Raw genomic sequence first — 12,636 nt, forward strand, 5'->3', positions numbered from 1 at the left:
CTGTTTCGGTATTTGGTGTGACTCGCGCGTCGGGTTAGGCGGGACCCGGCGGAAGCAAACGGTCAAGTATAATGTGCTGCGCCGTTGTGCCAAAATCCCCGGCCATCCGAACGTGAATAATTCTGCAGTGGATACGGCAATCATGATCCCCGTTATTTTGTGTGGTGGCACCGGTTCGCGCCTGTGGCCGCTTTCCCGCGAGGCCTACCCGAAACAATTTCTTTCCCTGGTCGGTAGCGAGACCATGCTGCAGGCCACTGCCCTGAGGCTGGAGGGGCTGGCCGAGGTGCAGGCGCCGATACTGGTGTGTAACGAATCCCACCGCTTTGCCGCCGCCGAGCAGCTGCAGGAAGTGGGCCGTGCCGCCCAGTCGATTTTGCTGGAGCCCTGTGCACGCAATACCGCGCCGGCCATTGCCCTGGCTGCGCTGGCGTCGCTGGAAAGCGGTCAGGATCCGCTGCTGCTGGTGTTACCGGCGGATCATGTGGTCGCCGACAAGACCGCTTTTCAGGCGGCGGTGTCTGCGGCAACCCCGCTTGCCGAGTCCGGTCGCCTGGTGACCTTTGGCATCGTGCCCACCTCTGCGGAGACTGGGTATGGCTATATCCGTAGCGGCGGCCGCCTTGAGGGCGGATGGGAAGTGGCCGAATTTGTGGAAAAGCCGGACCTTGCCACCGCGGAAAAATATCTCGCCAGCGGTGATTACAACTGGAACAGCGGTATGTTCCTGTTCCGCGCGTCCCGTTTTCTTGAGGAGCTTGCTCAGTTCCAGCCGGAAATTCTGGAAAGCAGCCGCGCCGCCATTGCCGGTGCAGTGCGCGACCTGGACTTCACGCGGGTGGATGCCGAGGTGTTCGCCCGCTGTCCATCGGACTCGGTGGACTATGCGGTGATGGAGAAAACCGAGGCCGCAGCAGTGGTACCCATGGATGCCGGCTGGAGCGATGTGGGCTCCTGGTCGGCACTTTGGGAGCTGGCGCAAAAGGACGAATACGGAAACCTGTTGCAGGGCGATGTGCTGACCGAAGATGCCAGCGGCTGTCTGATACACGGCGGCGACCGGCTGATCGGTGTGCTCGGCGTCAGGGATCTGGTGGTGGTGGATACCGACGATGCATTGATGGTCGCGGACAAGAGCCGGGTACAGGACGTCAAAAAACTGGTTGCGCAGCTTAAACACAGCGAGCGCAGGGAAGCAGAGAATCACCGCAAGGTGTTCCGTCCCTGGGGTTATTACGACTCCATCGATGCCGGCCCCCGCTTCCAGGTGAAGCGCATCGTGGTCAAACCCGGCTGCCAATTGTCCTTGCAGATGCATCACCATCGCGCCGAGCACTGGATCGTGGTGCGCGGCACCGCAAAAGTGACCCGCGGCGACGATCAGCTGCTGCTGACCGAAAACGAATCCACCTTTATCCCTCTCGGGGTGGTGCACCGTCTGGAAAACCCGGGAGCTATCCCCCTGGAACTGATCGAGGTCCAGTCCGGCAGCTATCTCGGCGAAGACGATATTGTGCGCTTTGAGGATCAATACGGGCGCGACTGAACGGCCGCCCCGCCATAGCTTTGCACTATGTTGCTGTTTGGCCGCAGGGGGATCATTCCCCGCGGCCAGCACTGGTACAATGCCCGCCGTTATTCCCTGTGTCCGGATCTTTTGAATGAACTCCACCGAACGCCGCGCGCTCGCCGGTCTCGCTTCCCTCTACGTCTTCCGCATGCTCGGCCTGTTTATGGTGCTGCCGGTACTGTCCCTGTATGGCAGTGATTATGCGGGTAGCACGCCGGCTTTACTGGGGCTGGCGCTGGGTGCCTACGGCTTGAGTCAGGCGATTCTGCAGATCCCTCTAGGGGTGTTGAGCGACCGGTGGGGCCGCAAACCGGTCATCTTCCTGGGGCTTATCGTGTTTGCCCTGGGGAGCGTGGTGGCGGCGACCACCGACTCTGTATACGGGCTGATCGCCGGGCGAATCCTGCAGGGGGCCGGCGCTATCGCCGCTGCGACTATGGCCCTCGCCGCCGACCTGACGCGGGACGAAAACCGCGGTAAGGCGATGGCGGTCATCGGCGCCTCCATCGGAGTGGCGTTTGTGCTGGCCGTGGTTCTGGGGCCGCTGGTCGCGGGGCTGGGTGGCCTGTCGGCCATTTTCTGGCTGACCGCGGTGCTGGCCCTGTTGGGGATGCTGCTGGTGTGGCGGTTGGTACCGAATCCGGAATGCACTGAACGCCGCGGCCCCCAATCCGGTGACTTCTCGAAATTGCTTGCCGACGGCTCCGTGTGGCGCCTGGTGTGCGGGGTGTTCTTCCTGCACTTGCTGCTCACCGCCCTGTTTGTCCCGCTGCCGCTGATGCTGGTCGAACAGCTGCAATTGCCCAGTGAGCAACACTGGAAGCTCTATGCACCGCTAATGCTGGGTGCCTTTGTGGTCATGCTGCCATTGATGCGCATGGCGGAAAAGCGCCAGCAGGTACCTGCGGCCATGCGCCTCGCCTTGCTGGGACTGGTATTTGGCGGTGTGGCTCTGATGCCCTCGGTGCAGGGAAGCTGGATTGTGGTCTGCCTGGGGTTGTTCTTCCTCGCCTTCAATCTGCTGGAAGCCTTGCTGCCGGCGCAGCTTACCCGGGTGGCTCCGGCGGAGTGTCGCGGTGCGGCAACCGGTCTCTACGCCACCGCCCAGTTCCTCGGCGCGTTTGTCGGTGGCAGTGTGGCCGGAACCCTGTTTGGGCTGGGGGGCGCGGGCCCGGTCGCGACCTTCGTTCTGGGCGTGCTGGTGCTCTGGTCCATCAGTTGGCGGCAACTGCGCGGTACCCGCGTGCCGGTTGTCAGCAGCTGATTCGGCGATTTCTGCAAATCTTCCATCGAGTCGGGCAGGTCGGCTGCGGCGGCGGTGACGGTGACGGCGCCCCGCCGAGTGTTGTATCCTGCTGGATATAAATACACTGCTGGCTGCGCTCAGAGCCCCGGACGAGGGTTCCGAAAGAGGGGGCTTATTGAAAGTCCTGAGAGCGCTGATTTTCCGTCAGAATTTTTAACTTTATCTTGAACATGAGAGCTCCCGTGATTTCGGGAGCGGCAGAGAGGAGAGGCACATGGCTTCCAGAGGCGTGAACAAAGTAATCCTGGTGGGCAACCTGGGTGGTGATCCGGAGACCCGCTACATGCCGAGCGGCGGAGCCGTAACCAATATCACGGTAGCCACTTCCGAGACCTGGAAGGACAAACAGAGTGGCCAGCAGCAGGAGCGCACCGAATGGCACCGCGTGGTGTTTTTCAACCGCCTTGCGGAAATTGCCGGTGAATACCTGCGTAAAGGCAGCAAAGTGTATCTGGAAGGCTCTCTGCGTACCCGCAAATGGCAGGACAAGAACTCCGGCCAGGATCGTTACACCACCGAGATTGTTGCCGCTGAAATGCAGATGCTCGACAGCCGTGGCGAAGGTGGTTACCAGCAGAATCAGGGTGGTGGTTACCAGCAGCAACAAAACCAGGGTGGCTACGGTCAGGATCAGGGTGGCTACCAGGACGACTACTCCCAGGGCCGCTCCTCACCGTCTCCCATGGCCCCGGCGCAGCAAGGCGGCCAGCCGCAGAACAAGCCTTCCAATCAGCCGCCAGCCGGTGGTTTTGACAACAGCTTCGACGATGATATTCCGTTCTAATCGAGGCTGAGTTTCGATGCAGCATACGGGCTACAAACCGGATACGGTGGCGGTTATCGGAGCCGGTAACGCACTGGATAGCGCCCTGCAGAAAGGTCTGCAGAAGGTGGGGTTTCGGGTGCAGCTGCTGGGGGCGGAACAGTTTGCTTCGGGCGGTCTTACCGCCGGCGCCAAGCCGATTGTGCTGAATGCCGCCAGCTGTGCTGGCGGTGCCCGCATGGGCGAAGCCAAGGCGGTGTGTGAAGCTCTGTTGGATCAGCCCTGTCATGCGGTGCTGCATCTTTCTTCCTACGGTGTTTTTGGTCGCGTTCGCGGCAAAAAAATTGATGAGGAGTCTGAGCCCGGCCCTCTGTCCGAGCGCGGTAAAGACTGGCTCGCTTGCGAGCAGATCCTGTCCGGCGTGGATAATGCCAGTGTGCTGCGCCTTGGCTGGCAGGTGGATCGCAGTGAGGATGCGCTGCTCGGACGGATACTGCGCAGTCTGCTGGATGGGCGCGCGGTATCACTAGACGATGTGAGTCGCGGCAACCCGGTGACTGTGTCGGATCTGGTGCGGGTTGCCGTCGCGGTTACCCAGCAGCTGGCCAGCGGCGCCCCTAAATCCGGTTTGTATCACTACGGCTCCGCCGATACCTGCACCGCCATGGATTTCGGCCGTGAGGTGGTGGACCGGGTGCGCTCCCTGTACGGGGAGGACTTTGCCGCGGAACTGGTTACTCTGGAGCCAGATGAGGAAGACCGCTCGTCGGTACTTTCCTGCGAGCGACTGCGCGATGTGTTCGGCATCCAGCAGCGCAGCTGGCGCCAGGGGCTGACCCGTCAGGTGGAGTTGTGGCTCGAGCGGTTGCAGAAGAGCGCGATCTGACCGGACTGATTGCTGAGTTTCAACACGAAAAAGGGCGAATCCCACGGGATTCGCCCTTTTTCGTTCTGCTTGCCGGACAGTGCCCGGCAGCGCAATCAGATCTTGTCGAAGATCAGGCTGGCGTTGGTGCCGCCAAAGCCGAAAGAGTTCGACAGCGCGCGATCGACTTTGGTCTCCCGCAGCTCGGTCACCAGATCCAGGCCTTCCGCCGCTTCATCCACAGTCTCCACATTGGCGGAGGCGGCGATAAAGTCGTTCTGCATCATCAGCAGGGAGTAGATGGCTTCCTGTACGCCAGCGGCGCCCAGGGAGTGGCCGGTCAGGGACTTGGTGGAGGCAAATGCCGGTACCTTGTCACCGAATACTTCCTTCATCGCGCGCAACTCGGCCACGTCGCCCACCGGGGTGGAAGTGCCGTGGGTGTTGATGTAGTCCACATCGCCTTCCAGGCCCTTGCCGTCCATACCCGCCAGTGCCTGCTGCATGCAGCGCGCCGCGCCCTCACCGCTCGGTGCGACCATGTCGTAACCGTCAGAAGTGGCGCCGTAGCCCACCAGCTCAGCGATGATGTTGGCACCGCGGGCCTTGGCGTGTTCGTACTCTTCCAGCACCACACAGCCGCCGCCGCCGGCGATGACAAAGCCGTCGCGATTGGCGTCGTAGGGGCGGGATGCGGTAGTGGGGGCATCGTTGTACTTGGAGGACAGGGCGCCCATGGCATCGAACAGATGGGTCAGGCTCCAGGCCAGCTCCTCACCGCCACCGGCAAAGACCACGTCCTGCTTGCCCATCTGGATCAGCTCCGCACCGTTGCCGATACAGTGTGCGGAGGTAGCACAGGCGGAGGAGATGGAGTAGTTGACGCCTTTGATCTTGAAGGGGGTGGCCAGACACGCGGACACGGTACTGCCCATCACCTGAGGTACCCGGTAGGCACCTACGCGGCGCACACCCTTGGTTTTCAGGATGTTGGCGGATTCGATAATGGCAGCGGTGGAAGTACCACCGGAGCCCATCACCAGACCGGTGCGCGGATTGGAAACGTCGGATTCTTCCAGACCGGACATTGCGATGGCTTCCGCCATGGAAATGTACGCATAGGCGGCGGAATCGCCCATAAACCGCAGGTGCTTGCGGTCGATATGCTCTTTGAAGTCGATATCGACCACACCGGCGATCTGGCTGCGCAGACCCAGCTCGGCGTACTCATCCATGGTGCGGATGCCGCTGCGGCCGGCTTTCAGGGAGGCCAGCACTTCTGTCGTGTTGTTACCGATGCAGGAAGTGATGCCCATTCCGGTAATGACTACCCGGCGCATAGTGATCTCCAGTAAAACTTGTTGTGTAAATTGTTATTGTTTTATGTGACAGGCGGTCGTTTGACCGCCGATCGGATCAGAAGTTGTCGGTGCGGGTGAACAGGCCCACACGCAGGTCTTTGGCGGTGTAAATCTCACGGCCATCGACGGAAACGGAGCCGTTGCCGATACCCATCACCAGCTTGCGTTCAACCAGACGGCTCATCTGGATATGGTAAGTCACTTTTTTGTTGGTCGGCAGGATCTGGCCGGTGAACTTCACCTCGCCACAGCCCAGGGCGCGTCCGCGGCCGGGGTTGCCTTTCCAGGCCAAAAAGTAACCGAGCAGCTGCCACATGGCATCGAGGCCGAGGCAGCCGGGCATGACCGGGTCGCCGGGGAAGTGGCAGTCAAAGAACCACAGGTCCGGCGTGATATCCAGTTCGGCGATCAGCTCCCCTTTGCCGAATTCACCGCCGTCTTTGGCAATGTGCGTAATGCGATCCAGCATCAGCATGTTGGGAGCTGGCAGCTGGGCGTTGCCCGGGCCGAACATTTCGCCCCGGCCACAGGCCAGGAGTTCTTCACGGGTGTAGCTGCTTTTTTGAACGAAATTACTCATTGGGTCCCCGATTCTGGGTATTTCTTACACGAGCCGGCATTCTAAGCGCTAAGGCGTCCTTGTCCAGTCGGTCATAACCCTTTTTGTGACCGGAACTGTCCCAATTAGCCCTTGACCAGCCATCTGTGGCTTGAAACTCCGGACATCTTGCCAGATTGCCCGGCCACGCTGCCGGATGCGAGCTGGCGGGATATTGCACCTGAATGTTGCAACAGAATTGTGATAACTTTCGGCGTTTCGGGAAATGGCCAGATGCTGCCACAGGTTCCCAGGCACGAATATTAATGAAGGGAGTGTCATGCTCAAAAAATGTCTTTTCCCGGTTGCCGGCTACGGTACCCGCTTTTTACCCGCCACCAAGGCCATGCCCAAGGAAATGTTGCCTCTGGTCAACAAGCCCCTGGTGCAATACGGAGTCGAGGAAGCCATTGAGGCGGGGTTGACTGAAATCGGCTTTGTGACCGGTCGCGGCAAGCGCGCCATCGAAGACCATTTCGATACCAACTTTGAGCTGGAACACCAGATTGCCGGAACCGGTAAAGAGCGCTATCTGGATTGTGTGCGCCAGGTGATCGACAGCGCCAGCTTCTCCTACACCCGCCAGGGCGAAATGCGCGGCCTCGGGGACGCCATCCTGCAGGGGCAGCGGCTGATTGGCGATGAGCCCTTCGGCGTGGTGCTGGCAGATGACCTGTGCCTGAATGAGGAGCTCGGTGTACTGGGCCAGATGGTGCAGCTGTACAAGCAGTTCCGTTGCAGTATCGTAGCGGTCGAGGAAGTGCCCAAGGAGCATATCCACAAGTTCGGTGTGATTGCCGGCAACGAAATCAAGCCCGGCCTCTACCAGGTCACCGACATGGTGGAAAAACCCAAGGCCGAAGATGCGCCGAGCAATATGGCGATTATTGGCCGCTATGTGCTGACCCCGGATATCTTCGATCTGATTCGTGAAACGCCGCCGGGCAAAAACGGCGAGGTGCAGATCACCGATGCGCTGCTGACGCAGGCCAAACGTGGTTGCGTTCTTGCATACCGTTTTAAAGGCCGCCGTTTTGACTGCGGCTCGGTGGATGGCTTTATCGAAGCCACCAACCATGTATATCAAAATATCTATCTGCCCGGGGAGAGTGGCTGAATGTCTGAGTTAACCTGTTTTAAAGCCTATGACCTGCGCGGCCGCGTGCCGTATGAGCTGAACACGGATGTCGCTTATCGAGTAGGTCGCGCCTTCGCGCAATTCCTCGACGCCCGCCGCGTCGTGGTTGGTCACGATATCCGTCTGACCAGTAGCGAACTGACCGATGCCCTGGCCAATGGCCTGCGCGATGCCGGCGCCGACGTTTACCACATCGGTGAATGCGGTACCGAAGAGATTTATTTTTCTACCTTCCATGGCGACTTTGATGGCGGCATCTGCGTGACCGCCAGCCACAACCCCATGGACTACAACGGCATGAAGTTCGTGCGCGCCGGCTCCCGCCCGATCAGTGGCGACACCGGCCTGCTGGATATCAAAAAGCTCGCCGAAGACAACAACTTCGGCGAAGTGGAAAAGCGCGGTGAGCTGCACACCTTTGCGCACCGCGACGACTTCGTGGAACACCTGCTCGGTTATGTGGATGTTGCTGAATTGAAGCCGCTGAAACTGGTGGTCAACGCCGGCAACGGCGGTGCCGGTAGCGTGGTCGATGCACTGGCTCCACACCTGCCGTTTGAGTTTGTGCGGGTACACCACGAGCCCGATGGCAATTTCCCCAACGGTATCCCCAACCCGATCCTGCCGGAAAACCGCGAGTCCACTGCGGCCGCGGTGCGTGAAAGCGGTGCGGATTTCGGTATCGCCTGGGACGGCGACTTCGACCGTTGTTTCTTCTTTGATGAAAGTGGCAACTTTATTGAAGGTTACTACGTTGTCGGCCTGCTGGCGGAGGCCTTCCTGAGCAAGCACCCGGGTGCGAACGTGGTACACGATCCGCGTCTGACCTGGAATACCGAAGACATCGTAAAGGCGGCCGGCGGCGAGCCGGTGCAGAGTAAAACTGGTCACGCGTTTATTAAGGAGCGCATGCGCAAGGAAGACGCTATTTACGGCGGCGAGATGAGCGCACACCACTATTTCCGCGACTTTGCCTACTGCGACAGCGGTATGATCCCTTGGCTGCTGGTGGCCGAGCTGGTAAGCCGCAGCGGCAAGTCCCTGTCCCAGCTGGTGGGTGAGCGCATGGCTGCTTTCCCTTGCAGTGGCGAGATCAATTCCAAAGTGGAAGATCCCAAAGCGCTGCTGAAAGCGGCGGAAGAAAAATACGCGGGCGGCGCCAATAGTGTCGAACACGTGGACGGCCTGAGCGTTGCATTCGACGATTGGCGATTCAACCTGCGTATGTCCAACACTGAGCCGGTTGTGCGTCTGAACGTTGAATCCCGTGGGGATGAGGCGTTGATGAAGGCCAAGACCGAGGAGTTACTCGGCCTGATTCGCGGGTAGTTATTTGCTTCGTAGAGATGTGTTTTCGGCGCTCGTCGTTGGGTTCTATCGAGCTCCGTAGTTGAGGCTAGTGGCGGCTCTGCTACCGGGTACGACTTTGCGAGACACGCCGTGAACCCATCCCTGGGGGCTCTTCCGCGAGGTCCCTCTCGCGGAAGGTCTCGCAAAGTCGTACCCGGTATCAGAGCCTTAGCGTGAAATCTTTTACTTCGTTTCGTATAGAGCAAAGGAATCGAAGCGCAACAGTTAAGTGCGAAGGCGGGGTGCCGGGGGAAAGGTTTCGAAAGCGTCGGCGACAGGGATGTATTCACAGGGGGGCGCCTAGCTCGGTTTCGAAACCTTTACCCCGGTGCCCCGCCGCCACCTCAAGAAATTAAAGCCTCTAAAACCAAGAAAGCCCCGAAATAACTCAGGGGCTTTTTGTTAAGTGGTCCGCTGAATCGAAAACTCTGCCAGCTGCCGAAGCGCAGTCTTGTATTCACCGTCCGGCAAAAACTCCAGCTTCTCCAGAGCAAGCGCGACTTCGTTCTTCGCGCGATCAAAGGTGTAATCCAGGGCGCCGCAGCTCTCGATGGCGGCAACGATCTCGGTGAGCTTCTCTGAACTCTTCTGTTCAATGGCTTCCCTTACCAGTGCCGCCTGTTCCGCAGAGCCATTGGCCATCGCGTAGATCAGCGGCAGAGTCGGTTTGCCCTCGGCCAGGTCATCGCCCACATTCTTGCCCAGCTCCTCGGAATTGCCCCGGTAATCCAGCGCATCGTCCACCAGCTGGAACGCGGAACCCAGGTGGCGGCCGTACAGTTTCAGGGATTCCCGTTCGTCGTCAGTACAGCCGGCCAGTACTGCCGCGGTCTCACAGGCGGCCTCGAACAGGGCGCCGGTCTTCTTGTGGATAACCGTCAGGTAGTTTTCTTCGCTGACCGCGGGATCGCCAGCGTTCACCAGTTGCTGCACCTCACCCTCGGCGATGGTGTTGGTGGTGTCGGATAGGATGGACATGATGTCCATATCCTTTAACGCCACCATCATCTGGAAGGCGCGAGAGTAGAGGAAGTCCCCCACCAGCACCGCCGGCGCATTGCCCCACTGGGCATTAGCGGTGATGCGGCCGCGGCGCATGTCCGAGGTGTCCACCACATCGTCGTGGAGCAGGGTCGCGGTGTGGATAAACTCGATGATCGCGGCCAGGGTGATATGGCTGCTGCCCTGGTAGCCCGCCGCGCGGCTGCACAGCAGAACTAATAGAGGCCGCAGGCGCTTGCCGCCCGCCTCGACCAGATAGTGTCCGATGCTCTCCACCAGAGGAACGTCGGAGTGCAGCTGGTCAATGATATGTTGGTTGACGGCCGCAAAATCGTCGGCGGCTACCTGGTGGAAGGGCAACATGCAGGGGTCCTTACTAGGGTACTTATCGATTACTTATCTATGCGCTGATCATTTCTCTCGGCGGCAAGACTAGCCGTTTTGGCCGCGGTCGGAAAGGCAGGTTGTTCGCTTGGGGACTGCGAGCTTGAACGAGGGCCACAAAGCCCGCCTGTCCGAAAAACGCACTATTGTATCAATCGGACGAATTGATTAGAATCTGCGCCCCGCTCGAACCGGGTGCCTTGTCTGTGGATACAGGCTATGGGTACCGGGCGAAGGGAAAAGAAGTTTTCAACATCAACGGCGCAAGCTCCCAAAATGCTGGCTGACCGGTCATTTTTAACCTGACCAGGCCGCTGCTTCGTGTCGTCCATTTTGGAGCATAGAAATATGTACGCTGTTATCGAAAGCGGTGGCAAACAACACCGTGTAGAAGAAGGCGAAGTACTGCGCCTGGAAAAAATTGAAGTCGCTACTGGCGAATCTGTCGATTTCGACAAGGTTCTGATGGTAGTGAACGGTGACACCATCAACATCGGTGCGCCGGTAGTGGAAGGTGCCAAGGTGACTGCAGAAGTGCTGAGCCACGGCCGCGGCGAAAAAGTACGGATCATCAAGTTCCGTCGTCGTAAGCATTCCATGAAGCGTCAGGGCCACCGTCAGTGGTACACCGAAGTTAAAATCACTGGCATCAAAGGCTAATCACCAGGTAATAGAAGAGGAGTAACTACTCATGGCACATAAGAAAGCTGGCGGTAGTACGCGCAACGGTCGCGATTCCGAAAGTAAACGCCTGGGCGTTAAGCGCTTTGGCGGCCAAGCGGTTTCCGCAGGCAGCATCATCGTTCGTCAACGCGGCACCAAGTTCCACGCTGGCGTAAACGTTGGTATGGGCAAAGATCACACCCTGTTCGCAACTGCCGATGGCGTTGTGAAGTTTGAGGTGAAAGGCGCCAACAACCGCAAGTTTGTTTCCATCGAAACAGCCTAAGCGGTCATAACGCCCGATCGAAAAGCCCCGCATTCGCGGGGCTTTTTTGTATTGATCAGCCGCAAATTACACTGAAGACCGGACAACCCGGTAAGTAGAGACATGAAATTTGTAGATGAGGCGCCGATTACGGTGCAGGCCGGCAACGGCGGTAAAGGGTGCTTGAGCTTCCGTCGTGAGAAGTTTGTCGCCAAAGGCGGCCCCGATGGGGGTGACGGCGGCGACGGCGGCTCCGTATATCTGGTGGCCGATGAGTCACTGAATACTCTGGTGGATTACCGCTACCAGCCCAACTATCAGGCCCAGAACGGCGAGGCCGGTCGCGGCCGCAACTGTACCGGTGCCAAGGGCGAAGAGCTGGTGCTCAAGGTGCCTGTGGGCACTACCGCCATCGACGTGGACACCGGCGAGACCCTCGGCGACCTGCTGGAACCCGGTGAGAAGCTGCTGGTGGCCCAGGGCGGCTGGCACGGCCTCGGCAACACCCGCTTCAAATCCAGTACCAACCGCGCCCCGCGCCAGACCACGCCGGGCAGCGAAGGTGAGCGCCGCAATATCAAGCTGGAGCTGAAGGTGCTGGCGGATGTGGGCATGCTCGGTTTGCCTAATGCGGGCAAGTCCACCTTTATTCGCGCGGTGTCTGCGGCCAAGCCCAAGGTTGCCAACTACCCGTTTACTACTCTGGTGCCGAATCTGGGCGTGGTGAAGGTGCAGAAATACCGCAGCTTTGTGATTGCCGATATTCCCGGTCTGATCGAGGGTGCCGCGGAAGGTGCCGGCCTCGGTATCCGCTTCCTCAAGCACTTGACCCGCTGTCGCGTGCTGCTGCACCTGGTGGATCTGGCGCCGTTCGACGGCTCCGATCCCGTGCAGAACGCCCTGGCGATCGAGCGCGAGCTGGAAGCTTTCAGTCCGACCCTGGCCGGGCGCGAGCGCTGGCTGGTGCTGAACAAGACCGACCTGGTGCCGGCGGACGAGCTGGAAGAGCGCTGCCAGTCGGTCGTCAATGCGCTGGGCTGGCAGGGTCCGGTATTCCGTGTGGCGGCGATTCGCGGCGAAGGTACCGATGTGCTGTCCGGTCAGCTGATGGACTACCTGGAAGATGTCAAGGAGCAGGAGGAGCGCGACGGCGAGCTGTTCGAGGCCGAGCAGGAAGCCCAGCGCCAGATGCAGCGGGAAGCCCGCGAACGCATCGACCACCTGCGCGAGGCCCAGCGTGCCAAGCGCAAAGCGGCGAAAGAATCTGGTGAGGATGACGAAGATTGGGACGACGATGACTACGACGTCGATGTAGAATATCGTCCCTAAGTAGTCTGCCCCTGCAGCGCAAAATCCTGTGTGAGGATTTGA

The 12,636-nt window shown here is 59.7% G+C and carries 12 protein-coding genes; 9 read left to right on the forward strand and 3 right to left on the reverse strand.

Annotation, left to right across the window (positions count from 1 at the left end; translation table 11 throughout):
* Positions 1-142 precede the first annotated feature (142 nt).
* The 4 genes from ACXAG1_RS15925 to ACXAG1_RS15940 all read left to right on the forward strand — a co-directional run bounded on the left by ACXAG1_RS15925 (position 143) and on the right by ACXAG1_RS15940 (position 4,525).
* The gene (locus ACXAG1_RS15925; protein ID WP_475120231.1) at positions 143-1,546 is read left to right on the forward strand and encodes a mannose-1-phosphate guanylyltransferase/mannose-6-phosphate isomerase; all 1,404 of its coding nucleotides are present in this window, start codon (positions 143-145) and stop codon (positions 1,544-1,546) included.
* A gap of 115 nt (positions 1,547-1,661) precedes the next feature.
* The gene (locus tag ACXAG1_RS15930; protein WP_475120232.1) at positions 1,662-2,834 is read left to right on the forward strand and encodes an MFS transporter; all 1,173 of its coding nucleotides are present in this window, start codon (positions 1,662-1,664) and stop codon (positions 2,832-2,834) included.
* A gap of 256 nt (positions 2,835-3,090) precedes the next feature.
* Complete coding sequence (gene ssb / locus ACXAG1_RS15935; RefSeq protein WP_475090631.1) at positions 3,091-3,660, forward strand: single-stranded DNA-binding protein; 570 nt, start codon at positions 3,091-3,093, stop codon at positions 3,658-3,660.
* Between the two features lie 16 nt (positions 3,661-3,676).
* Positions 3,677-4,525 carry a sugar nucleotide-binding protein gene (locus ACXAG1_RS15940; RefSeq protein ID WP_475090629.1) on the forward strand — a complete coding sequence of 283 codons (849 nt, stop codon included), beginning with the start codon at positions 3,677-3,679 and terminating at the stop codon, positions 4,523-4,525.
* A 95-nt stretch (positions 4,526-4,620) separates the two neighbouring features.
* Here ACXAG1_RS15940 and fabB read toward each other — a convergent pair whose 3' ends face one another.
* Together fabB and fabA are read right to left on the reverse strand one after the other, a co-directional pair.
* Positions 4,621-5,844, reverse strand: coding sequence for a beta-ketoacyl-ACP synthase I (fabB, locus tag ACXAG1_RS15945; RefSeq protein WP_475090628.1), 1,224 nt, complete (start codon positions 5,842-5,844; stop codon positions 4,621-4,623).
* Between the two features lie 76 nt (positions 5,845-5,920).
* Positions 5,921-6,445 (reverse strand): 3-hydroxyacyl-[acyl-carrier-protein] dehydratase FabA, encoded by a 525-nt coding sequence (gene fabA / locus ACXAG1_RS15950; RefSeq protein WP_105103213.1) that lies wholly within the window; start codon positions 6,443-6,445, stop codon positions 5,921-5,923.
* Between the two features lie 298 nt (positions 6,446-6,743).
* On the opposite strand from fabA, the gene galU reads away from it, so the two are divergent.
* Both galU and ACXAG1_RS15960 read left to right on the forward strand, forming a co-directional pair.
* Entirely contained in the window at positions 6,744-7,580 is an 837-nt protein-coding gene (galU, locus tag ACXAG1_RS15955) for a UTP--glucose-1-phosphate uridylyltransferase GalU (protein ID WP_475090626.1), read from the forward strand.
* Entirely contained in the window at positions 7,581-8,930 is a 1,350-nt protein-coding gene (locus tag ACXAG1_RS15960; protein WP_475120233.1) for a phosphohexomutase domain-containing protein, read from the forward strand.
* A 423-nt stretch (positions 8,931-9,353) separates the two neighbouring features.
* Here ACXAG1_RS15960 and ispB read toward each other — a convergent pair whose 3' ends face one another.
* Positions 9,354-10,316: an octaprenyl diphosphate synthase gene (gene ispB / locus ACXAG1_RS15965; RefSeq protein ID WP_475090622.1), complete on the reverse strand. Its 963-nt coding sequence runs from the start codon at positions 10,314-10,316 to the stop codon at positions 9,354-9,356.
* A gap of 369 nt (positions 10,317-10,685) precedes the next feature.
* On the opposite strand from ispB, the gene rplU reads away from it, so the two are divergent.
* From rplU to cgtA, 3 genes are all read left to right on the forward strand, one after another.
* On the forward strand, positions 10,686-10,997 hold the full coding sequence (gene rplU, locus ACXAG1_RS15970) for a 50S ribosomal protein L21 (protein WP_010132159.1): 312 nt from the start codon (positions 10,686-10,688) through the stop codon (positions 10,995-10,997).
* A 31-nt stretch (positions 10,998-11,028) separates the two neighbouring features.
* Complete coding sequence (rpmA, locus tag ACXAG1_RS15975; protein ID WP_010132157.1) at positions 11,029-11,286, forward strand: 50S ribosomal protein L27; 258 nt, start codon at positions 11,029-11,031, stop codon at positions 11,284-11,286.
* Between the two features lie 102 nt (positions 11,287-11,388).
* Entirely contained in the window at positions 11,389-12,594 is a 1,206-nt protein-coding gene (cgtA, locus tag ACXAG1_RS15980) for an Obg family GTPase CgtA (RefSeq protein ID WP_475120234.1), read from the forward strand.
* The last annotated feature ends 42 nt before the right edge of the window (positions 12,595-12,636 follow it).

The sequence above is a fragment of the Microbulbifer sp. ABE4_465 genome, from assembly GCF_056160765.1.

What these genes read in the sequence shown, in the direction of transcription:
- ACXAG1_RS15925 (WP_475120231.1), top strand. Translation starts at nt 143, where the DNA reads ATGATCCCCGTTATTTTGTGTGGTGGCACCGGTTCGCGCCTGTGGCCG.
- cgtA (WP_475120234.1), top strand. Translation starts at nt 11,389, where the DNA reads ATGAAATTTGTAGATGAGGCGCCGATTACGGTGCAGGCCGGCAACGGC.
- ACXAG1_RS15930 (WP_475120232.1), top strand. Translation starts at nt 1,662, where the DNA reads ATGAACTCCACCGAACGCCGCGCGCTCGCCGGTCTCGCTTCCCTCTAC.
- fabB (WP_475090628.1), bottom strand. Translation starts at nt 5,844, where the DNA reads ATGCGCCGGGTAGTCATTACCGGAATGGGCATCACTTCCTGCATCGGT.
- ssb (WP_475090631.1), top strand. Translation starts at nt 3,091, where the DNA reads ATGGCTTCCAGAGGCGTGAACAAAGTAATCCTGGTGGGCAACCTGGGT.
- fabA (WP_105103213.1), bottom strand. Translation starts at nt 6,445, where the DNA reads ATGAGTAATTTCGTTCAAAAAAGCAGCTACACCCGTGAAGAACTCCTG.
- rpmA (WP_010132157.1), top strand. Translation starts at nt 11,029, where the DNA reads ATGGCACATAAGAAAGCTGGCGGTAGTACGCGCAACGGTCGCGATTCC.
- ACXAG1_RS15940 (WP_475090629.1), top strand. Translation starts at nt 3,677, where the DNA reads ATGCAGCATACGGGCTACAAACCGGATACGGTGGCGGTTATCGGAGCC.
- rplU (WP_010132159.1), top strand. Translation starts at nt 10,686, where the DNA reads ATGTACGCTGTTATCGAAAGCGGTGGCAAACAACACCGTGTAGAAGAA.
- ispB (WP_475090622.1), bottom strand. Translation starts at nt 10,316, where the DNA reads ATGTTGCCCTTCCACCAGGTAGCCGCCGACGATTTTGCGGCCGTCAAC.
- ACXAG1_RS15960 (WP_475120233.1), top strand. Translation starts at nt 7,581, where the DNA reads ATGTCTGAGTTAACCTGTTTTAAAGCCTATGACCTGCGCGGCCGCGTG.
- galU (WP_475090626.1), top strand. Translation starts at nt 6,744, where the DNA reads ATGCTCAAAAAATGTCTTTTCCCGGTTGCCGGCTACGGTACCCGCTTT.